The 20,962-nt window shown below is 42.8% G+C and carries 21 protein-coding genes; 9 read left to right on the top strand and 12 right to left on the bottom strand.

What is annotated here, in order from left to right; translation table 11 throughout:
• Positions 1-8: 8 nt before the first annotated feature.
• On the top strand, positions 9-2,594 hold the full coding sequence (locus FHS68_RS25275; RefSeq protein WP_167277040.1) for a phosphoenolpyruvate carboxylase: 2,586 nt from the start codon (positions 9-11) through the stop codon (positions 2,592-2,594).
• A 30-nt stretch (positions 2,595-2,624) separates the two neighbouring features.
• Here the strand turns inward: FHS68_RS25275 and FHS68_RS25270 are convergent, their stop codons facing one another.
• Genes FHS68_RS25270 through FHS68_RS25260 form a run of 3 tightly spaced genes read right to left on the bottom strand, consistent with a single transcriptional unit; the run spans position 2,625 to position 5,582 of the window.
• On the bottom strand, positions 2,625-4,088 hold the full coding sequence (locus tag FHS68_RS25270) for a lipopolysaccharide biosynthesis protein (RefSeq protein ID WP_167276751.1): 1,464 nt from the start codon (positions 4,086-4,088) through the stop codon (positions 2,625-2,627).
• 23 nt (positions 4,089-4,111) lie between these two features.
• Positions 4,112-4,645 (bottom strand): dTDP-4-dehydrorhamnose 3,5-epimerase family protein, encoded by a 534-nt coding sequence (locus FHS68_RS25265; RefSeq protein WP_167276748.1) that lies wholly within the window; start codon positions 4,643-4,645, stop codon positions 4,112-4,114.
• A 22-nt stretch (positions 4,646-4,667) separates the two neighbouring features.
• Positions 4,668-5,582: a glycosyltransferase family 2 protein gene (locus FHS68_RS25260; RefSeq protein ID WP_167276745.1), complete on the bottom strand. Its 915-nt coding sequence runs from the start codon at positions 5,580-5,582 to the stop codon at positions 4,668-4,670.
• Positions 5,583-5,724: 142 nt separating this feature from the next.
• On the opposite strand from FHS68_RS25260, the gene FHS68_RS25255 reads away from it, so the two are divergent.
• The 3 genes from FHS68_RS25255 (at position 5,725) to FHS68_RS25245 (ending at position 7,451) form a co-directional block, all read left to right on the top strand.
• Positions 5,725-6,159, top strand: a complete 435-nt coding sequence (locus FHS68_RS25255) for a MarR family winged helix-turn-helix transcriptional regulator (protein ID WP_167276742.1) — start codon at positions 5,725-5,727, stop codon at positions 6,157-6,159.
• Between the two features lie 113 nt (positions 6,160-6,272).
• A complete protein-coding gene (locus FHS68_RS25250; RefSeq protein WP_167276738.1) occupies positions 6,273-7,007 on the top strand; it encodes an SIMPL domain-containing protein in 735 nt (244 codons plus the stop codon).
• A gap of 117 nt (positions 7,008-7,124) precedes the next feature.
• Entirely contained in the window at positions 7,125-7,451 is a 327-nt protein-coding gene (locus tag FHS68_RS25245; protein WP_167276735.1) for a YtxH domain-containing protein, read from the top strand.
• Positions 7,452-7,507: 56 nt separating this feature from the next.
• On the opposite strand, the gene nudK is transcribed toward FHS68_RS25245, so the two are convergent.
• The gene (nudK, locus tag FHS68_RS25240) at positions 7,508-8,098 is read right to left on the bottom strand and encodes a GDP-mannose pyrophosphatase NudK (RefSeq protein WP_167276732.1); all 591 of its coding nucleotides are present in this window, start codon (positions 8,096-8,098) and stop codon (positions 7,508-7,510) included.
• 141 nt (positions 8,099-8,239) lie between these two features.
• Here nudK and FHS68_RS25235 point away from each other — a divergent pair, with 141 nt between their 5' ends.
• Positions 8,240-8,746 (top strand): cupin domain-containing protein, encoded by a 507-nt coding sequence (locus FHS68_RS25235; protein ID WP_167276729.1) that lies wholly within the window; start codon positions 8,240-8,242, stop codon positions 8,744-8,746.
• A 16-nt stretch (positions 8,747-8,762) separates the two neighbouring features.
• On the opposite strand, the gene ggt is transcribed toward FHS68_RS25235, so the two are convergent.
• Positions 8,763-10,529: a gamma-glutamyltransferase gene (gene ggt, locus FHS68_RS25230; protein WP_167276726.1), complete on the bottom strand. Its 1,767-nt coding sequence runs from the start codon at positions 10,527-10,529 to the stop codon at positions 8,763-8,765.
• A gap of 126 nt (positions 10,530-10,655) precedes the next feature.
• Here ggt and FHS68_RS25225 point away from each other — a divergent pair, with 126 nt between their 5' ends.
• A complete protein-coding gene (locus tag FHS68_RS25225) occupies positions 10,656-11,897 on the top strand; it encodes an ABC transporter permease (RefSeq protein WP_167276724.1) in 1,242 nt (413 codons plus the stop codon).
• 60 nt (positions 11,898-11,957) lie between these two features.
• Entirely contained in the window at positions 11,958-12,407 is a 450-nt protein-coding gene (locus tag FHS68_RS25220) for a DUF8785 domain-containing protein (protein WP_167276721.1), read from the top strand.
• An 11-nt stretch (positions 12,408-12,418) separates the two neighbouring features.
• Here the strand turns inward: FHS68_RS25220 and FHS68_RS25215 are convergent, their stop codons facing one another.
• Both FHS68_RS25215 and FHS68_RS25210 read right to left on the bottom strand, forming a co-directional pair.
• The gene (locus FHS68_RS25215; RefSeq protein WP_167276719.1) at positions 12,419-12,751 is read right to left on the bottom strand and encodes a translation initiation factor; all 333 of its coding nucleotides are present in this window, start codon (positions 12,749-12,751) and stop codon (positions 12,419-12,421) included.
• Positions 12,752-12,784: 33 nt separating this feature from the next.
• Positions 12,785-13,657, bottom strand: coding sequence for a diacylglycerol/lipid kinase family protein (locus tag FHS68_RS25210; RefSeq protein ID WP_310588645.1), 873 nt, complete (start codon positions 13,655-13,657; stop codon positions 12,785-12,787).
• 133 nt (positions 13,658-13,790) lie between these two features.
• On the opposite strand from FHS68_RS25210, the gene FHS68_RS25205 reads away from it, so the two are divergent.
• On the top strand, positions 13,791-14,225 hold the full coding sequence (locus FHS68_RS25205) for a YybH family protein (RefSeq protein WP_167276713.1): 435 nt from the start codon (positions 13,791-13,793) through the stop codon (positions 14,223-14,225).
• A gap of 51 nt (positions 14,226-14,276) precedes the next feature.
• Here the strand turns inward: FHS68_RS25205 and FHS68_RS25200 are convergent, their stop codons facing one another.
• Both FHS68_RS25200 and meaB read right to left on the bottom strand, forming a co-directional pair.
• Complete coding sequence (locus tag FHS68_RS25200) at positions 14,277-14,762, bottom strand: lipocalin-like domain-containing protein (protein ID WP_167276711.1); 486 nt, start codon at positions 14,760-14,762, stop codon at positions 14,277-14,279.
• Positions 14,763-14,846: 84 nt separating this feature from the next.
• Positions 14,847-15,854 (bottom strand): methylmalonyl Co-A mutase-associated GTPase MeaB, encoded by a 1,008-nt coding sequence (gene meaB, locus FHS68_RS25195; protein ID WP_167276707.1) that lies wholly within the window; start codon positions 15,852-15,854, stop codon positions 14,847-14,849.
• A gap of 137 nt (positions 15,855-15,991) precedes the next feature.
• On the opposite strand from meaB, the gene FHS68_RS25190 reads away from it, so the two are divergent.
• Positions 15,992-17,986: a M1 family metallopeptidase gene (locus FHS68_RS25190; RefSeq protein ID WP_167276704.1), complete on the top strand. Its 1,995-nt coding sequence runs from the start codon at positions 15,992-15,994 to the stop codon at positions 17,984-17,986.
• 76 nt (positions 17,987-18,062) lie between these two features.
• Here the strand turns inward: FHS68_RS25190 and FHS68_RS25185 are convergent, their stop codons facing one another.
• The 3 genes from FHS68_RS25185 to deoC form a co-directional block, all read right to left on the bottom strand.
• Positions 18,063-19,007, bottom strand: a complete 945-nt coding sequence (locus FHS68_RS25185; protein ID WP_167276701.1) for a 3-oxoacyl-ACP synthase III family protein — start codon at positions 19,005-19,007, stop codon at positions 18,063-18,065.
• A 125-nt stretch (positions 19,008-19,132) separates the two neighbouring features.
• Positions 19,133-20,272 (bottom strand): glycosyltransferase, encoded by a 1,140-nt coding sequence (locus FHS68_RS25180; protein ID WP_167276698.1) that lies wholly within the window; start codon positions 20,270-20,272, stop codon positions 19,133-19,135.
• Positions 20,269-20,928: a deoxyribose-phosphate aldolase gene (gene deoC, locus FHS68_RS25175; protein WP_167276696.1), complete on the bottom strand. Its 660-nt coding sequence runs from the start codon at positions 20,926-20,928 to the stop codon at positions 20,269-20,271. Before deoC ends, FHS68_RS25180 begins: the two co-directional genes overlap by 4 nt.
• Positions 20,929-20,962: the final 34 nt, after the last annotated feature.

The following is a 20,962-nucleotide window of genomic DNA, read 5'->3' as shown; positions in this document are numbered from 1 at the left end:
GCTCCATGATGAATAATAGTTTCCAGGACGCAGTCGTAACAAAGTACAATATTTTCAACAGCCTTTTCCTCAGTTTGCCTTACCGAGGTATTTTTCAGACAGGCTCGTTACTTCCTATACTTACGCAGCAAAGCGAGGTGGGTTTTCAGGAGGGTAAATCTCCCAAGGAAATCATCGAACATTTTTTTTCAGAGCTTCTGGAAACAGCATCACCCAAAGAACGTGCGGATCTTCTCTTTGCATTTATCCAATACATTGAAAGACAAGTGGTTCTATTTGATTCGGTAGAAGATGCAGCCTTTGATCAAACGCACGATCTTACGGGAAAGGGTTCAGTTGATTATCTGACCGAAAGATTGGATAGTGATGAACTAAAGAAGAAGCTGCTTACAAAACTTGAAGATTACAGTGTTAGAATTGTCCTTACGGCGCACCCAACCCAGTTTTATTCTGGTAAAGTTTTGGGAATCATCAATGATCTTGAAGACGCGATAAAGATCAATGATTTCACCGAAGTGAATCAGCTTCTACTGCAATTGGGTAAAACAGCCTTCATCAATCACGAGAAACCTACGCCTTTTGATGAAGCAGTAAGCTTATGCTGGTTCTTGGAAAACGTTTATTATGATGCGATTCCTGCTATCATGGAAAAACTCATTAACGGCTTAGGTATGAGCGTTCATGATTGGCCGCATCCCAATGTTTTCAGACTGGGATTCTGGCCGGGCGGCGACCGCGACGGGAATCCGTTCGTAAATCCTGAAATCACTTTGCAAGTAGCTGATCGACTGCGGGAAACTCTTTTGAGAGGTTATTACCGGGATTTGAGGACCTTGAAACGCCGGTTGACATTCAAAGGGGTGGATGATGCGATTTCTCTTGCTGAGAAAAAGATGAATAGCACGATTTTCGGGCCATTTGAGGAAGGATATGCGGATGCCCAGGAGCTGATTGATGAATTATTGAAAGCGAGAGAAGTCCTGGTTTCCAAGCATCAGGGTTTGTTTGTTGAGTTGCTGGATAATTTTATTCTCAAGTTGAATCTTTTTGGCTTCTTTTTTGCAAGCCTGGACGTTCGCCAGGATAGCCGTAAACATGCGAAAGCATGGGAAGACATTTTAAAAAGACTCGAAAAAAAGGTGCCCTTACTGAAATACGGTGATTATGAAAGCTGGGACGAAACGAAAAAAATCGAGCTGCTGCTTTCGCTGAATATTCCGCTTCGGGATGAAGATTATGAGGACGAGCTTACCAAAGATATTTTGGGCTCAATACGAGCTATTAAAACCATTCAGGAAAAAAATGGAGAAAAAGGCGCTCATAGATATGTGATTAGCAACAACACTTCTGCATTGAATGTGATGCAGGTAGTCGCGCTTGCGAAAAACCTGATTGCCGATGAAGACGGCAGGTTTGCTGTGGATGTTGTCCCGCTTTTTGAAACCGTAGACGATCTGGCCAATGCGCCTGGTATCATGCGGGCATTGTATGAAAATGGTTTCTATCGCTCACATTTGCAAAACAGGGAAAATCACCAGACTATTATGGTTGGTTTTTCTGATGGTACCAAGGATGGCGGATATCTGAGGGCGAACTGGTCCATTTACCGCGCAAAAGAAGAATTAACAAAAGTCTCCCGCGAGCTGGGAATTAAGGTTACCTTTTTCGATGGTCGCGGAGGTCCGCCAGCTCGTGGTGGCGGTAACAACCATAGCTTTTACTCGTCGCTAGGAAGTGAAATTGAAGATAAGGAAATTCAGCTCACAGTTCAGGGTCAGACGATTAGCTCTAATTACGGCACGGTTACGACGGCGATGTACAATCTCGAAAGGCTGTTTTCAGCGGGATTGGAAAACCATTTATTCAGAGACAATCGATTGGAAGATGAGTTAAGTGCAGCTGATAAAGTTTTGATCGAAGAGATGGCCGAGTCGGCCTATAACTCCTACCTGGATCTCAAAAATCATCCAATGTTTGTCAAATACCTTGATAAAAAAACGCCATTGCGTTTCTACGGTCAGACCAATATTGGAAGCCGACCTACAAAACGCGGCAATGCGGATGAAGGCCTGAAGTTTGAGGATTTGCGAGCCATTCCTTTTGTAGGATCGTGGGCACAAATGAAGCAGAATGTTCCTGGCTTCTATGGTTTCGGATCTGCAATTCAGTTTATGGCGAAAAATGGTCAATTGGAAACTGTCAAGCAGTTGTATAAAAGGTCACTCTTCTTCAGGACTTTGATTGAAAACTCCATGCAATCGCTGTCGAAAGCCTTTTTTCCTGCAACCAAATACCTTCGGGAAGAAGAGGATTATCAAGAATTCTGGGATAAAATGCATAATGAATTTTTGCTGACACGGGAATTATTGCTGGACGTTGCAGGCCAAAAGGAACTGCTCGAAAGCAATAATGTAACGAAGGTTTCTATTAAAACCAGGGAAAGAATCGTGTTGCCGCTGATCACCATTCAGCAGTATGCATTGCAAATGCTTTCTATGGATCCGACACAACTTCCGGTAGATGTTGAGACTTACAATCAGCTGATTATGAGAGCCATGTTTGGTATTATTAATGCAGCTCGAAATTCAGCATAGTATTTAGGAAAACTAATGGAGCATCGGCAGTCAACGCGCCGGTGCTTTTTTTTGTGAGCTCAACATACTGCCGCCGAACAAATCGGGATGATATTTTTTCATTAAAATTCCATAAGACAACATTCCAATCAAGACGGAAAGCATCAATTCTTGCGTTTCAGAAAAATGGCTTCCCAGCATTATTCGAAAGGAAACAATGAGGAAAAGCATTACAAAACTGAACAGACTTCCTTTCAATATGATTGAGAATAAAAGCCAATTGGTAACGGGGATCAGTTTTCGGACGAAATAATTATAAATAAATAAACTTATAAAACTCGTTATCACGATACTGCCCGCCACGCCTTCCAATCCAAAGCCAAGTCCTGCCAGGATTCCGATCACGGCAATTACCCGGGTAATGATCGTTGCTTTCAGGTAAGTCCTGGTGCGCGCGGTTGCCTGGTAAATGGCACCCGGAAATACGCAAATCTCAAATAAGGAAGCAATTCCCAAAATGCGCAAAATAGGAACAGCGGCCATCCACTTTTCACCCATAATAACAGGAACAGCTAAATCACAAACAGACGCAAAGCCTATAATAACAGGAAAACCGATTAGTGTAGCCAATGAAACGACTTTTAAATAATAGTTACCCATAGCGGCCGGATCACTCTGAACTTTGGATAATGCTGAGAAAACTACCTGGGAAATCCTTCCTTTTATGTTTGAAACCGGCCACATATAAAGGTTATAAGCCAAACTGTAAACCCCAAGTACGCCCGTACCCATCAACTTGCCAATTAGAATATCATCGATCCGTCTTCCAAAAATCGACATGAATTGCGATAGGGATTGAGGTATACCGAAATGAAGTAAGTCCTTTACTTCCTGTAAACGTAGTACAATTTTGAACCTTGGCCAGGCGATCACACAAAAGCAAACGGTCCTTATTCCCTGGATCAGCAACAGCCTCACGACCAGGGCAACCCAGCCATAACCAAGATAAGCCAGATACAATGACAAGATTCCTGCGATAATAATGCTAAAAAAAGTGATGGAGGCAATTTTGTCGAAAGCCAGCCGCCGCTGTAATTCCGCGAGCGGAAATATTTCCAGGAATTGAAAAGGGATTGACAAAGTCAGCAAAAGAAAGATGTTCCGCAGTTCCGGTCTGTCATAAAAAGAAGCCAGAAGAGGAGATAACCCGGAAATAAGCAGGATCATAAGGATGGCCATTGCTCCCGCAACGATGAAAACCGCTGAATAGAATTCGTCTGACAAGATCGGACGCTGTGTCAATGCGGCCGTACCACCTAAAGATCCAAAAGCTTCGATCAGCGCAACCAATGCGAGTGCGGCCGCCATCATTCCAAAATCATTTGGCTCCAGCAAACGACTTAACACCAATGTGATGCCGATATTGCATAGCTGCCCTGCAAATGAGAGGATCAGATTCCATCGGATACTCGGGAAAACAGAATTCTCAAACGTATCTAAACCATTGTTCTCCAATCGGGCAGTTTTTCAAATCGATATTATGAAAATGTGTACGGGATTTCGGGTGAATCCACCGGGATTCTCCAGTGGTCCGGATCGTCGTATTGATAAGCTTTGTCGACAATGTTCAACAATGCCGCCGGCTCACTTGTGTAGTTCTGAACGCCATGCCAGATCCTTGGCGGAACGATGATCAGCATCGGCCTCAATGCACCGCATCTGAATTCATTGATTTTTCCAAAGGTTGGCGACTCTTCCCGGGCGTCATATAGGACAACTTTAATCGAACCCATATTTACAAATATCCTATCGGTTGTCATTTCATGAGCGTGCCATGCCGAAATACCGTTTGGATTAAGTGATACCTGAAAAATCTGATCTACTGACAGATTGTCCATTTCCCAATCCTGCCTATAAATCTCAGTAAGATGACCATTATTTTTGATTACATTTTTCACTTCCTTTACCTGAACACCATCAATGAGTGCCATATTAATGGGGCTCCATTTGGCGGTAATACTTTTAGGGTCCTTAATGGCGCCGCTGACCGTCCATTTTGATGTTTGTAGCATAACGGTTAAAATTTTAAAGGAATTAGTTGAGATTCAATCCTCTTCTTTTACGGTAACTTCGCAAGAGCCCCCCTTTTCCAAACCGCCGCATTAATTCAAATTCGATGGTATTCAGGCCAAGCTTTATAAAGACATTCTTGATTTTTTTTGTAAAAAAGCGCCAGTAATACGTGTTTTCGTCGTAGTACAGCACTTCAAAGCATTTGTAAAGATTCTCAGAAATAATTTGCTCCCTAAAATGAGGGTTTGTGTTCAATTGCTCAGAATAAAATGGGGCTTTATCAATCGTTCGATCCTTATATGCATTTTTCCGGGAACTGGAAGGCAGGGCAATTACTGTAAAATGCTTTGTCGGCAAAATATTGCTACCTAATTCGTAGGCCCGTTTCAGCCAATCGTGAGAAGGAACAGTATATAAATCCTTTGCCGGTCTCCAAAACCCTACCTTTTTGACTAATTCCCTTTTAAACAGCCAGTTAGTGGCAGAAACAAAAACACGTGAGGGATGATATCCGTACTTTTCAGGAACTATTCCACTAAGGAAGAATTCGCTCTTATTTTCATGGTGATCTATAAATCCGCTAGCGAGAACAATGTCGGCACCAGATGCGTGAAGAAAATTAAGGGAAAATTCCAGGTGGTCGGGAAACCAAAAGTCATCGTGGTTCAGGAAAGCTATAAAATCTCCTTTTGCCAATCTCATACCCACATTATTAGGTTCAGATTGCTCTCCAAAATTCTCTTCTAAATTGAAAAATGTAATCCTTGGATCGTTGAATGCTGCTACTACCGCATCAGTATCATCGGTGCAGCAATCGCCAATAACAAGCAATTCCCAATCGGTGTAGGTTTGACCCAGCGCAGATTGAATGGAGTAAGTAAGAATATTGCTGCGGTTATAAGTGGCAGTAATGATGGAGATGAGTGGCCGTGGCATGTATTAAAAAGGAGTCGGGCAAAGCGTCTTACTGTAAATCAGATTGGTTTATCGAAGGATTTTCTCAGCAATTATTAGTAGACGAATAGTTGGGCGGCCTTATAATATGAATACGCAATCCCCAAACTTCAACGTACTCCACATGACACATCATTCGGATCATCGCGCCTATTTTTTTAAAATAGACACGACTATTAAAAAGATTCGTAACGCGCTCCAAAAGCAATTAACGGAAGCTGGTTTTGACCTGACAGTAGATCAATGGGTTCTTATCGACCATATTTTCCGAAAACAGGGAATCAGCCAGAATGAGCTTGCTGAAATGACTTTCAAAGATCCCCCGACTGTAACGAGAATTATCGACTTACTTGAAAAAAAGGGATTGGTCGAGCGGGGGGCAGCTGTCGGGGACCGTAGGAAATTCAATCTCTTTCTCACTCAAAGCGGGGAAACAACCTACAATCAGGCGTTTCCAATTGTAGCCGATATCCGCAGAAAGGGGTGGGGAAGTCTGAACGATTCGGATTACCAGCATTTTGTAAGAATTATGGATTCTATTTATCAGAATTTTACCTGACAACAGCTTAATTGTAATTTTTGAAAAATCATCCCCGCAGATTGCTTAAACCTTTGTTATTTTTTCGACTCTAAACAATCGTATTTAAACTCATTCATAATTTTATTAGAGCCATGAAAAAAGTCTTTTTATTGGGTTATCTATTTTCCGTATCCGCTTTGTTTCCTGCATTTTCTCAGGTTAAATATGAACAGCTAGCTCAGTTACCAAAAATTGAAGTTGCCGGGTTCGCTGAGATGGAAGTCGTTCCTGACGAAATCTATTTTAACATCTCACTGCGAGAATATTTCGAAGATGAAAAAAACCAAAAAGATAAGGTGGTGATCAGCACACTTGAAAAGCAGCTGATTAAGGCGATCACGGATGCTGGTTTACCCAAAGATGCTTTGTCCATAAGCGGTTTGGGGGGATATCAAAATTATACAGACAAGAAGAAAAAGCCAGCTACATTTCTCGAAAGCAAGCAGTACGAATTGAAAGTGAGCGGTCCGGATAAGCTCGACGTGATCATGTCCAAAGTTGAAAGTCGTGGGGTGCAATATGCTAATGTGTCACGCGTAGACCATTCGAAAAGAGAGGAATTTAAGAAGCAGGTGAAAATCGATGCTCTAAAAGCTGCAAAAGACAAAGCAGAATATCTTGTTGCTTCTTTGGAACAAAAGTTGGGTAAGGTATTGGAAATAAAAGAATTGGATGAAAACTTATATTTTCCGCAGCCCATGTTTGCAAAGGCCAATGTACGTTCATTAGCGCAGGCTGAATCTGCGGATGCTGTCACAGAGAGCGATGTTCAATACCAGAAAATTAAAATCAGTTACCGGATGCAGGCTGCTTTCGAGATTAAGTAAGCAGATTTGACATTATCTTGAGACGGGCACAATTTTTTAACGTCAGGAGCGACAATCATTTCTTTTAAAAGAGGAAAGACTTCGATAACTTTAATTTAAACTAAGTAACTGGAAATCATGGGCATCAATTCGAAACATTTGGCCACATTTATTCTGGGCGCAGCGGCCGGAGTGGCAGCGCATAAATATCTTCAGACAGAAGAAGGCGAGAAGCTTTTGGAAGATTTGAAGACCAAAGCAAATAACCTTAAAACTGACGCTGAGGGGGCAATTGACAAAGCGCCGGAATATTTTGAGGATCTCAAATCAAAAGGTGCAGAAACGCTGAAAAGCAGCTTCCCGGATGCAGAAGCATTTTTTAAAGATCTTTATGACAAGTTTGTCGGTGGAAAAGGTACAGCTGCTAATGTAGAAGTAACGCCAACTCCGGATCCGATTTCTTAAATTTCAAACTGAGCGAAGTCGAAAGATCTTTCGACTTCGCTCAGTTTAGAATAATGTTAATTCTTATTAAGTAAACCATTCAATTGGGCATACTGAATAAGCAAAATCGTTTTGGCGTCCTTAATGTCTCCATTTGCGATCATTTGAATTGCATGATCGAATGGAATCTCAATCACTTCAATATTTTCCTGCTCCGTTTCGCAGCCGCCACCATCACCTACTTTCATTTCATCAGAAAATTCGGCAACAAAGAAATACAAAATCTCTGTTACTGAACCCGGTGACATATAAGCTTCAAAAATTTTCCTGACTGACTTAATCTGGTAGCCGGTTTCCTCTTCGGTTTCTCTTTTTATACAATCTTCTGCATTATCCTTATCTAGTAACCCAGCGCAGGCTTCAATGAGCATGCCAGTGGAATTCCCATTTGTATAAGTTGGTAACCTGAATTGTCTGGTTAAAATAACTGCTTGTTTTTCAATATTATATAGCAAAATCGTTGCCCCATTACCTCTATCATAAGCCTCTCTGGTTTGCCGCTCCCAACTCCCATCAGATCGCTGATAATCATAGGTGTATTTTCGTAAGGTATACCAGTTATCCGACAGGATTTCTTCATTAACTAATCTAACGCTTGTCTTCTCCATTTGATCAATAATGATTAATTTAGATTATTATTGATCAAAATTAGTCATTATTTTCATACCAGGAAAATGCTGAGGATATTACTTCAAATTTTTATTTAGTGGAAACGTCGACGTTAAGTCAATGATCATTTAAAAACACCTATGAAGGCAGCAGCATATTGGACAGAGAAATACAACCTGCAACCCCATCCGGAGGGAGGATTTTATGCTGAAACCTATCGCTCGTCAGAAGGCATAAGTCAATATGGCCTTCCAGAGCGGTTTGCTGGCAACCGGTCATTTTCGACGGGAATTTATTTTCTTTTGGAAAGCACCGATTTTTCCGCCTTTCATCGAATCCAATCAGATGAAATGTGGCATTTTTATGCCGGCGATCCTTTGGAAGTTTTTGTAATTGATCCTGAAAAGGGTGCACTAGAAATCATTCGGCTTGGCGCTGACCCTGAAAATGGTGAAACTTTTCAGGCGGTAGTGCCCGCAGGTTCGTGGTTTGCTTCAAAACCGGCAGATGGCAGTACTTATTCTCTGGTTGGGTGCACCGTAGCGCCGGGATTCGATTTTGCAGATTTTGAAATGGCGGAAAAAGAAGATTTGATTAGGCAATTTCCTGACCATGAGACATTGATCAGGGCGTTGACACACGCCTGATCAATGCTTTTAATGTTTAGTATCCAATGCTGGTATCGTCCCCACGTGGATCTGAGCCCCCTTCGAGTGACCCATCGGGAAGTACGAGTATACAATCCATCCGGCCTATTGTATTTCTCTGCTGTTCAAGAATATAGCCCTTGTCCTGCAATTTTTTAATGGCACCGGCTGAAAAAGCGTTTGCTTCAAATGTCGTTTTATCTGGCAACCATTGATGGTGAAATTTTAAGGCATTCACCGATTGCTGTATTGTCATACCATGTTCCAGCACATTCAGAATGGTTTGATAAACTGATGTGATAATAGTAGAGCCACCCGGGGTACCTACGACCATCAGCAATTTCCCATCTTTTTCAATGATCGTAGGGGTCATCGACGAAAGCATTCTTTTGCCTGGCGCAATCGCATTCGCTTTGTTGCCAATCAGACCGTACATATTGGGCGCTCCTGCTTTAATGCTGAAATCGTCCATCTCATTATTCATAAAAAAGCCACCGCCTTTGATGACGACTCGACTTCCATAACCTCCATTCAAGGTCGTAGTTAGTGAAACAGCATTTCCCTCTTTATCGACTATGGAAAAATGGGTTGTCTCAAGACTTTCGTAACCCGGAAAGACACCACCTTTTACATTCTTGCTATCCGTCGCTTTATTCCAGTCAAAGTCAGCCCAGCGACTTTGCAAGTAATTTTTGCTCATCAATGTTTCCGCAGGCACTTTCACAAAATCCGGATCACCTAAAAACTTCGCGCGGTCGGCATAAACCCTACGTTCTGCCTCAATCATAACCTGGATCGTGGAGTCGCTGTGCCAGCCCCATTTCCTGAGAGGATGAGGTTCGGTCAGGCGCATTAATTGAAGTAAAGCAATTCCTCCGCTGGATGGCGGTGCCATCGTAATCACTTTATAACCTTTATAATCCTCCGTAATTGTTTCCCGCCACTGGGCCTGATAGTCCGCGAGGTCTTTTTTACTGATAATACCTTCATTATTCTTATTAATGTCCTTCACAAGACGTCGCGCTGTTTTTCCAGTATAGAAACCGTCCCTTCCTTTTCTTTGTATGCGACGTAAAACTTTTCCTAAATCCTTTTGGACCAGGAGATCCCCTGCAACCCAGTCCTTACCTGATGGATTCAAAAAGTACTTTGTTCCGGGATTTAATGTGATTAAATCTTTTTTTACCGCATTCAATCCCCGCGCTTCCCGTTCAGTGAGTATCACTCCTTTCTCCGCCAGATCAATTGCAGGCTGAAGCAATTGTTTCCATTGAAGACTTCCATATTTGCCGTGTGCTTCTACCATTCCGGCTACGGAACCCGGTACACCCGAAGCCAGCCTTCCCAGCGTACTCGATTTGGCTATAATGTTCCCGTCTTTATCCAGGTACATATCGGCATGACTTTTGCCAGGGCCTTTTTCCCGGAAATCAATGCTATTGGTTTTGCCCGTTTTATCACGAAACAATAAAAACCCGCCTCCACCAAGGTTTCCCGCAGAAGGATGCACTACTGCCAAAGCAAACTGTACAGACACAGCCGCGTCCACCGCATTTCCCCCTGCCTTAAGAATTTCTACCCCTACCTTTGATGCATCCGGATGTGCCGTAGCAACCATCCCGTTTTTAGCCAAAAGACCCTGCCGATCGCTGAAAAATGGTTTTTGATTGGGATCATCGGATTCAAACTGGTAAAATCCCGTGGATTCCTTTACAGGATTTTGGGCTGATAAAATCCCAGGGATAACTGCGGCAAAAAGTAGAAATGCGTAGCGTAGGGACATATAGGAGTGTTTGGATAAGTTTGTAATTTATTAAATCAAGCCGTTTTTCTTGCCTTTTATACCAATTTTATTCAAAACAGAAGACTTTCATCCTAACTTTTACATTCTATTGTCCAAACGGCACTTATGAAATTTTTACGGCAGGTATTAGAAAGTTTCCGGTTTGCCTGGCAGGCCCTTAAATCCAATATTACCAGGACGATCCTGTCATTATTGGGTGTAACTGTGGGAATCTTCGCAATCGTAGCAGTCTTCACCATTGTGGATTCTTTGGAACGCAGCATTAAAGAAAGTTTAAGTTTCATCGGCGATAAAGTGATTTATGTCCAGAAATGGCCCTGGGGTTTCGGTGGGGAATACCAGTGGTGGAAGTATTTTCAATGGCCTGAGCCCACTTATGCTGAATACAAATTTCTTTACGACAATCTCGAATCTGCCAGTGCTGTTGCTGTAATGGATTTTAAAGGAAATACAACCTTGAAAAATGGCTCAAACAGTATTAATGCGCAAATTCAAGGTGTTTCATTTGAATACAATCTAATCTCAGAAATCCCAATTGAGACCGGCCGCTACTTTATTCCTTTGGAAACCAACAATGCGCGGAACGTGGCCGTTGTAGGCGCCGACATTGCCGCTGCGCTATTTCCTGGTCGGGACCCGGTTGGGAAAACGTTTAAGCTGGCGGGAAATAAATTCACAATTGTGGGTGTAAGGGAAAAGAAAGGTGAAAGTTTACTCGATTTTGGCGGTAGTCCAGACAAAAACTGCCTCATCCCGTTCACAGCATTTTCAAAAATGTTCCAATCGGGTAGAAGGAGTGCGGATATTGTGGTAAAAGGTTACCCTAATGATGAGGGAATGAAAGAGGTGGAAGCAGAAATCACGGGTCTCATGCGAACCAAACGAGGCATTAAACCCAGAGGAGAAAGCAATTTTTCTTTAAACAGACCGGAGGCGGCAGCAACAGCAATTGCAGGTCTTTTTGCCGTATTAACCGCGGCCGGCTGGGTTATTGGCAGTTTTTCAATCCTGGTTGGAGGCTTTGGAATCGCTAATATCATGTTTGTATCCGTTAAGGAACGCACAAACCTGATCGGAATCCAGAAATCGCTTGGCGCAAAGAATTATTCGATCCTTTTTCAATTTCTCTTTGAAGCCGTCATGCTCAGTCTTGTTGGTGGCTTGGTTGGCATATTTTTAGTTTACTTATTTTCATTCATGTCACTTGGCTCATTGGAAATACTATTGACGCCCGGTAATATCTTATTGGGCCTGGGAGTTTCCAGCATCATCGGCGTACTCTCTGGGATTGTTCCGGCAATGCTGGCAGCCAGAATGGACCCTGTAATTGCAATCCGGGCTAAATAATAGGAAAAATCAAACGGTTTTCCGAAGTTCGCTTATCACATAACCATTGAAAAAACTGCTATGCGTAAATGGGTCATATTTGCCATTTTTCTGGCTATTGTATTTGGAATCCTATATTATCTGACCTTTGGTTATTACAGCGAAGGTAAACGAGGAGGCTTTATTACCAAGCTCAGCAATAAGGGTTATTTGTTTAAAACTTACGAAGGCGAATTGAGAATGGGTGGGCTTTACGACGGGGATGGCACTATGAATTCCTCCCTTTGGGTGTTTTCAGTAAATGGTAAAAATAAGGATGCGATCAGTAAACTGGAAGAAGCGATAAAAAACGGCCATAGGGTTTCGCTTACCTATGAGGAAAAGTTTTTCGCATTACCATGGAATGGGGACACCAAATATTTTGTGACGAATGTGGAAGTGCTTGAAAGTGGAAGAAGTAATCAGCAAACGGTCCCGCCTCCACCACCAATCCCGGCACCTACCGAGATAGACACTACAAAAGTTTTATAATAAAGGCCGGACTAACCTCCGGCTTTTTTTGCTTTATAGCTCTTGGAAACGAGCCAGTTAATAACCTTGTCCCGATGGTCGCCCTGGATCTGAACTTCCTGATCTTTTACAGTTCCGCCGCTGCCGCAAAGTGCCTTCAATTGCTTTCCTAACGCTTCAAGATCTTGCAAATTTCCGATAAATCCTTTCACAACCGTGATTACCTTTCCGCCTCCTTTCCGATCCAGCCAGATACGCAGATCTTGCTGAGCGGGCGTTAATGTTTCCCGCTCATCTTCCGAATCATTGAACTCAAAATCAGGATTGGTTGAATAAATGATTCCTGAGCGGTTCTTTTTAGACATGATCTGAACGTTAACGGATTAATAACAAATGATTTAAAGGATCACTTTCAAGCTTTGCGGCTTGATCCTGACTTCAATACGGGTCGTATCCATTTGAAAAGGTTCACCATCATAATGGATCATTGGCGGAATGTCAGTTTCAATAACAGCATGTGTAATGCTTTGATAGTCAATATATTTGGACGATTTCATTTGCCTGGTAAACAATTGGTAAGCCAGTGCTGTTCCGTACCATTTTGGAAAAGGTTTGATCGTACAAATGTCAAGCAAACCATCTTGCAGGCTCGCCTCAGGTGCAATCCAGGCATTGTTACCAAACTGGCCTGCATTGGCAATAGAAAGCGAAAATGCGTTGGTATCCAATCCGTTAAGCCTAAAATGCTGTGGCTTGTAACTCCAGTATGCCTGGAAAGAAACATTTACATAAGTGGCCAATCCCCGTTCTATTTGCTGGCTGAATAAATGTCCAACATAGGCATCAAAACCCATCCCTGCTGTGCAAAAAAATGGGATTTCATTTAACTGGCCGCTATCCATAGTGGTCGCAGTACCCTCAAACAGTCTTTTTAATGAAGCTTCCAGCTTAAGCGGTATGCCCAAATGCCGCGCGAGTCCGTTTCCCGAACCCATAGGCAATATTCCGACGGGTGTATTTGTCCCAACAAGTGGTTTAGCAATCTCATTTACAGTACCATCGCCTCCTACGGCGACAACGGCCTGCCAGTTTCTGGCAGTCAGGTTTTCTGCCACCAGCTCTGTCGCGTGAGCCCTTTCTTTGGTGAAAAGAATAGTCGCATCGGTACCGTACTTTTTGGCGAATGACCGGATGGTCTTTTCGACAACATCTGCATATTTACCAAGCGCAGTGCCTGAATTGGGATTTAATATAAACAAATACGGATTCACAAGGTCAGGCGAAGAATGAAAATTAGATGAGCAGATAGGCAATGATCGATTTTCTGCGATGACATCACCGGGTTCACCTGATTCTTTATGTATATTAGAATTATCAAAACTTTCACAAAAGTCCATAAAAATTATGAGAAACTGGCTTTTTGCCATATTACTGCTGTCACTGGCATTTGTCGGCAGGGCACAATCGGCCAAGGATAAGGAGGAGATCCTCACTACTCTAAACCGGCAGGTATCCGATTGGAACAATGGCGATATAAATTCTTTTATGAGCGGTTACTGGGAGTCCGATTCGTTAATGTTTGTGGGAAAGACCGGGGTTACTTATGGGTACAAGTCAACTTATGAAGGTTATATGAAGCGCTATCCCGACCGGGTTACAATGGGTAAGCTGGAATTTACTTTTATCAATTTCTCATTTCCCGGGCCGGGGGTTGCTTTTATCGTTGGTAAATTTCATTTGACAAGACCTGAGAAAGGCGATCTGGAAGGATATTATACCTTAACCTGGAAAAAGATAAAGGATAAATGGGTTATTATTTGTGATCACACAAGTGGATAACAAAAAAACAGCCCCGCTCAAAGCGGGGCTGTTTTCATTTCCAGATATATCTTAAACCCTTTTAAATTGTAGAAGTGCATTGACCGGAGGTTTGGTTGCGTCCGTGTTGGTATTAACAATAACTGTAAGATCAGTTGCCGTTTGAGTCATTTTGAATTCCTGGGTGGTGGTACCCTTGGATAGCACTAGTTTGTCACCAGTTACTTTCCATTTTGCTTCGGCACCAACCGGAACAAATGGATCAATGGCGGAAACCGCTGCACTGCAATCCGCAGTCGTGATGCTATTGTCTGCGTTGAACGTTAATTTAAGGTCGAAAAGACATGGCACGGATGCGGTAATAAATTGTATCGCAGGGATGGTCGTACCGGCAGTTTCCGGGGTGACGGCTGTTAACCGCCATGTACCAACGATTGGGTTTGTATCCACAGCTCCGGGATCAGGCTCATTATCGTCATCTTTACAAGCTGAAATTGCAAAAGCCATCAACAGGAAAGCAAGGAGGGTGGTCTTGCCAAGGGCGTGAATAATTTTCATAGTAGAAAGTAACAGTTGAACGATTGATATATACCTTACATTTAACGTTAAAACATAGTTCAAAAATGTTTTTGACTACAATTTTTACGATTTAAGTGAAGAAATTTGGCTTTTCATGTATAAAGCAATCAAATCATTGGCAGCCTGCCCAGGTAATTTCTCCCCTTTCCGAACGGCTTTCTCTATATCCGGCATTAGCTCTTTTACAGCAGTATTTTTATAAAATTGGTCTTCTAAAGTCTGCCGAACGGTATCATGCATCCAGTCGATGTTTTGCAATTGCCTGTTTTTTGTGAAAAATCCGTTTGATTTCGTCACCACCACATACTCTTCAACCATTTGCCAAATCGTATCCATTCCCTTTCCTTCCAGCGCTGAGCAAGGAATGACTCGCACATTGTATCCGGACTCGGTAGCCGGAAGTAAGTGCACGGCATTTTGATATTCAGAAACTGCCTGGCCAGCAGCGTTTTCGTTAGTACCATCGGCCTTATTGACTGCAATGGCATCCACCATTTCCATAATGCCTTTTTTGATCCCCTGAAGCTCGTCGCCGGCTCCGGCAAGCATGAGGAGCAGAAAGAAGTCGGTTATGCCTTTAACCAATGTCTCTGATTGCCCCACCCCGACCGTTTCAACAAGGATAATCTCGTAACCTGCTGCTTCGCAAAGGAGCATTGTTTCCCTTGTATTTCGCGTAACACCACCGAGGGACAGGCCGGTGGCGGACGGCCTGATGAATGCGAGCGAATGATTGGAAAGTTTTTCCATCCGGGTTTTGTCGCCAAGAATGCTGCCGCCCGATTTTTTGCTCGAAGGATCGATGGCCAGCACCGCGACACGCCTTCCTAACGATGTTAGATATTGGCCGAAAGCTTCTATGAATGTACTTTTTCCTACGCCGGGAATTCCCGTGATTCCAATGCGAATGGTATGGCCGGTTTTTGGAATAACGTTCTGAAGTATCGTTTGTGCCAAAATCTTATCCTCGGGCAGGCGGCTCTCTGTAATGGTTATGGCGCGGCTCAGCATAATCCGGTCGCCAGCAAGAATGCCAGTAACGTAGGATTCGACGGAAAGACGCTCGCGCATGATTATTTTGTGAATGTCGATATTGGGCAAATAAAGAGGGCTTTGGTAGTCAAAAGTTAAACTTTTTATTCTAAAAAAGGCGAAAAACTGTATCTTGCTCGTTTATAATCCTATATTTTCCATCTTTAATTATTAGAATGAAATTTTCAATTTTTCGTCTGGGTATGTTGGTGATTGGCACCCTGGGCACTTTCAGTAGTGTTGCGCAGGAGGGAGGAAAGGGCGCATACAATGCACACATACTTTTTCATCCATTATTTAATTTTCAGCCTGGCAATGAATTCCGATCAGGAAGCGGGGCGCCTGGACCAAAATACTGGCAAAACCGTGCCGACTACAAAATCAATGTAACATTGGATGAAGAGAAGGGTTTTTTAAGTGGTGATGTTGAATTGACTTACAAGAATAATAGCCCTGAAAATCTCGAATTTGTGTGGCTGCAATTGGATCAGAATGCGTTCAGCGATCAGTCCAGAGGTGGGAAAACGACGCCTGTCACGGGCGGTAGATTTGCAAATTTAGGATTTGAAGGCGGCGACTCTATCAAATCAGTTACGGTCCAGCAGGGTAAGGATAAATTTGTTGATGCTGATTACAAAATTACGGACACGCGCATGCAAATCAGGCTAACAACGCCTGTGAAAGCAAATGGTGATGTGATTAAGATCAGAATTGCCTATTCTATCAAAATACCTGAGTATGGCGCAGACCGGATGGGAACATTAGAAACCAAAAACGGGATCGTTTATGAAATGGCGCAGTGGTATCCCCGCGTTGCTGTTTTTGATGACATAGAAGGCTGGAACACATTGCCTTACCTCGGCGCAGGAGAGTTTTACCTCGAATACGGTGATTTTGAATATAATATAACCGTTCCGTGGGACCACATTGTGGTCGGTTCGGGAGAATTAACAAATCCTGGCGAAGTTTTAACAGCGGAACAGCGAAAACGATTGGCTGATGCCGCAAAAAGCGATCAAACGGTGATGATACGTTCCGCAGAAGAGGTAACTAATCCACAATCCCGGCCTAAGCAGTCGGGTACATTGACCTGGCGTTTTCGGTGTGCTCAGGCGCGCGATATTGCTTGGGCGACTTCCAAAGCATTTGTTTGGGATGCTGCCCGAATGAATCTGCCAAAAGGTAAAACGGCATTGGCCCAATCGGCATATCCGGCTGAGGATGGAGGGTTGGATGGCTGGGGCAGATCCACAGAATATGTGAAAGGTTGCATTGAGTTTTATTCACAATATGTGCATGAATACACTTATCCGGTTGCGACCAATGTCGGTGGCATTGTGGGTGGCATGGAGTATCCGGGTATTGTATTTTGTAGCAGCAAAAGCAGGAAAGACGATCTTTGGGGAGTAACTGATCATGAATTTGGGCACAACTGGTTCCCGATGATTGTTGGAAACAACGAGAGAAAATACGCCTGGATGGATGAAGGCTTTAATACATTTATCAACTTTTTATCGAGTGATAATTTTAATAATGGGGAATATAAAGCCGGGCAGATGAATGACATGCAACGGATTGCACCCATGATATTCCGGCCGAAAGCAGATCCTATCATGACGATCCCGGATGTGGTGCAGGTTGTTAATTTGGGATGGGAAGCATATTACAAGCCAGCCTTGGGATTGAAAATGCTGAGAGAACAAGTACTTGGTAAAGAGCGATTTGATTATGCATTCCATTTGTATGTGCAGCGTTGGGCATTTAAGCATCCAACGCCTTACGATTTTTTCCGCACCATGGAAGACGCCGCTGGGGAAGATTTGGGTTGGTTTTGGAAAGGGTGGTTTTTTGAAAACTATAAACTCGACCAGGGCGTGAAAGAAGTGAGCTACGTCGAGCAAAATCCTCAGAAAGGATCTTTTATCACCATCGAAAATCTGGATCAGTGGGCTATGCCTGCCAAGATTGACATTGAAGAGGTTAGCGGCAAGAAAACCCGTGTTGAATTACCCGTTGAGATCTGGCAAAGAGGTGGTTCCTGGACTTTTAAAGCCGCTACGCAGCAGGCAATACGTTCGGTAACTATTGATCCTGAACATAATTTACCGGATATTAATCCTGATAACAATGTTTGGAAACCTGCGATGTTTGCCGAGCCGGAGGTTAATTGAAATAAAAGGATTTTGAAAAAAAGCGACGCGATTGGGTAACCCGATCGCGTCGCTTTTTTATATAGAGTATTATTTGTTAAACCGTCAGCAGCATGGCGCCGTATGAATAACCACCTCCAAATACCGTAATAACAATATTTTCACCTTTTTTGAATTTGTCCTTATTCTCCGAAAGTGCAATCGCACATCCTGCACAGCCGGTGTTTCCGAGGTATTGAATGTTGGAAATAAGCTTTTCAACTGGAATTCCCAAGGTATTGATCACATTCAAACTAATCCTGTGATTGGCCTGGTGAGGGATCAGATAATCGAGATCATCGATCGTAAGTCCGCAAGCTTGTAAGACCTGTTGGCTCACTTTTGGCATATAAACGCAAGCATTTTGGAAAACATCCCGCCCGAAAGGCATGATTACCCCGCGGTCATTGGGCCGTAAAACAACGGCTTCAATCGCTTTTCCGCTTGTTGCTGCCCCACCTGTAATCAGTTTTTTAATCTCCATATCCGACTCCGTCTGGCGCTCTTTGGAAATAAGAAGCGCAGAAGCTCCATCACCCCACAAATGTCCTGAAACGGTGTCCATTTCATTGTAATAAGCGGTATTATGATCAGATACCACCACAAGCGCTTTGGATGCTTTGCCCATGGCGAAGTAGCCTTCTACAATTTCAATCGCATTCAATAAGGAGGAACAGGCAGAGGAAATGCTGATAACCGGAATGTCAGGAATTTGAAGCTGGTATTGAACCGCATGGGCCAGGGTAACTATGGTGTCGTAGGGCGTGTAGGTGGCACCTATGATAAGATCAATTTCGTTTTTGCTGTATGGGATACTTTCAAGTAAGGATTCAACTGCTTTGACCGCCATAATGGAAGTATTTTCTTCCGGAGATGCCTTGCGTCTTTCTGAAATTCCTGTTCGCTCTACAATCCACTCGTTGGACAGATTGTTAATGTTTGTAAAATATTCATTACCAATAACTTCGCTTGGCAAATAATGACTAACGGTATTAATATACATGATTGAGAAGTTGACTTCGCCAACTACGATTCGTTTAGATTTCGAAAGTTAAATATTTCGTAGAAATCGTAGTACTTAATATTTGAACAATTCAATAATAAATTTATAAAATGATACAAATGCAGCTATTGCATTGACTTTGCTTTAATGCTGTGTAAGGATATTCTGTAAAAGGATAAAAGGGACGACTTTTCAGAAGTCCAATTATAGTTTTTCTCAGCTGACTTTCTGCCATTTAAACCCATTTCACTAGCTGCTTCCCTATTTTCAATAACCCAAACTAGCTTTTCATAAAGCATATTGTCATCATATGGAGATATACAAAAGCCGCATTCCGAATGCTCCACGACTTGTTTGTAAAGAGGGAAATCCGAAGTGATCACGGGAATTCCCAAAGCCATGTATTCAAATAACTTGGTTGTAAAAGAGTCAGGATAGTCGGCAACCGGTTTTAATAAGGCAATTCCTGCCATGCATCGTCGCGCATACCGCAGCGCAACTTTTTGATCCTGATAACCATAAAAAGTCAAATGTTTCGAAACCTGTGCATAGCCTGACAAGGTTGAAAGCTTTTCGGAAGCAATCCTGACCGGACCAAACAAATGAACATGAAAATTGAAATACCTTTCTTTTAGCTTGACAAGCGCCAATATAAGTACGTCAAAACATCGTTCCCCGGATATAACTCCCGCATAAAAAAATTCGGGTCTGGTCGGGTTGGCCTCTTCATTTTCCTGGATCAAATCGATAAATGGGAGAGAAACAAAATTTTGAATAATTGCGTAGGGATGATTAAGATGCCTGTATTCATCCAGATAGGCCTTTTCAGTAAATATCAAATGAAATTGTCGCCTTGCAATCCGGTCAAAATATTTAAAAAGTTTTCTGTAAATCAGTGCCTTATTAAATTTTTTGATTGCAAACTTTTTAAAAAGATTTTCTTGAACTTCATAAATAACCTTTGCGCCCATCCATTGAAACAGAAAGGCAGCCGGGATTAACTCCGGCACGAAAATATGGACGAGATCGGGCTTTAAACGGAGGCACTTCCACAACATGACCGGGTGACAAAACAGCAATCGTGTCAATAGCCGCTCAAAACGAGGTAGTGAAATGGCAGTCAAGCTACTATTTGCACCTCTACCAGCATGAGGCAATGCACAAAACACCTCATATTCCACCGCAAGCGAAGGTGCGATTTTATAAAAGATGCGCGGATCCGTGGCAGGATGGACTGTGCTTAACAGCAAAACACGTTGTTTCATGCGTTCGTGACGATTGCAACTCCGGCAGAGGTACCGATGCGGTCGGCACCCGCCTCAATCATCGACATGGCCTGATCATAAGTACGGATCCCGCCGGATGCTTTTATCCGAATGTTTGAGGGAAGTATAGCTCGTAGCTTTTTCACGATTTCGACTTCCGCTCCTTTGGGAGCAAAGCCCGTTGATGTTTTCACAAAATCAACATTTGCCTCGGCGCAAATTTCGCAGGCCGTGTACAATTCAAATGAGTCAAGATAAGCCGTTTCAATAATCGCTTTTAGCGTTGCACTGAACTGATGCGCGATATTCGTCAGTATCTGTAATTCTTCCCGAACACTGTCATAAGCCATTGATTTAAACCTTGAAATGTTCATTACCACATCCAATTCAGTTGCTCCGGCTTCCAATGCTTTTTGCGTTTCAGCGACTTTGGCCTCTGTTGAAGAATACCCAAAAGGAAAACCGATCACAGTTGCTATTTCGATTTTAATCGGACAGAATTCGAGCATTTCGACTACATAGGGAACGTAAGTAGGTGCAATGCAAACGGCTTTGAATTGATGTATCCACGCTTCCTCGCAAATTTTCCTGATATCCGTTTCAGAGGCGACTGGCGTTAGGAGGGTGTGATCAATGTAGCTGGAAGGTTCTGGCATTCAGGAGGAATATTTTCTTAAAAAAATAAAAACC

This window comes from Dyadobacter arcticus, from assembly GCF_011762185.1.
Taxonomy (GTDB): Bacteria; Bacteroidota; Bacteroidia; order Cytophagales; family Spirosomataceae; genus Dyadobacter; species Dyadobacter arcticus.
The sequence above is the reverse complement of the archived record's forward strand: the minus strand, read 5'-3'. Positions and strand labels throughout refer to the sequence as shown.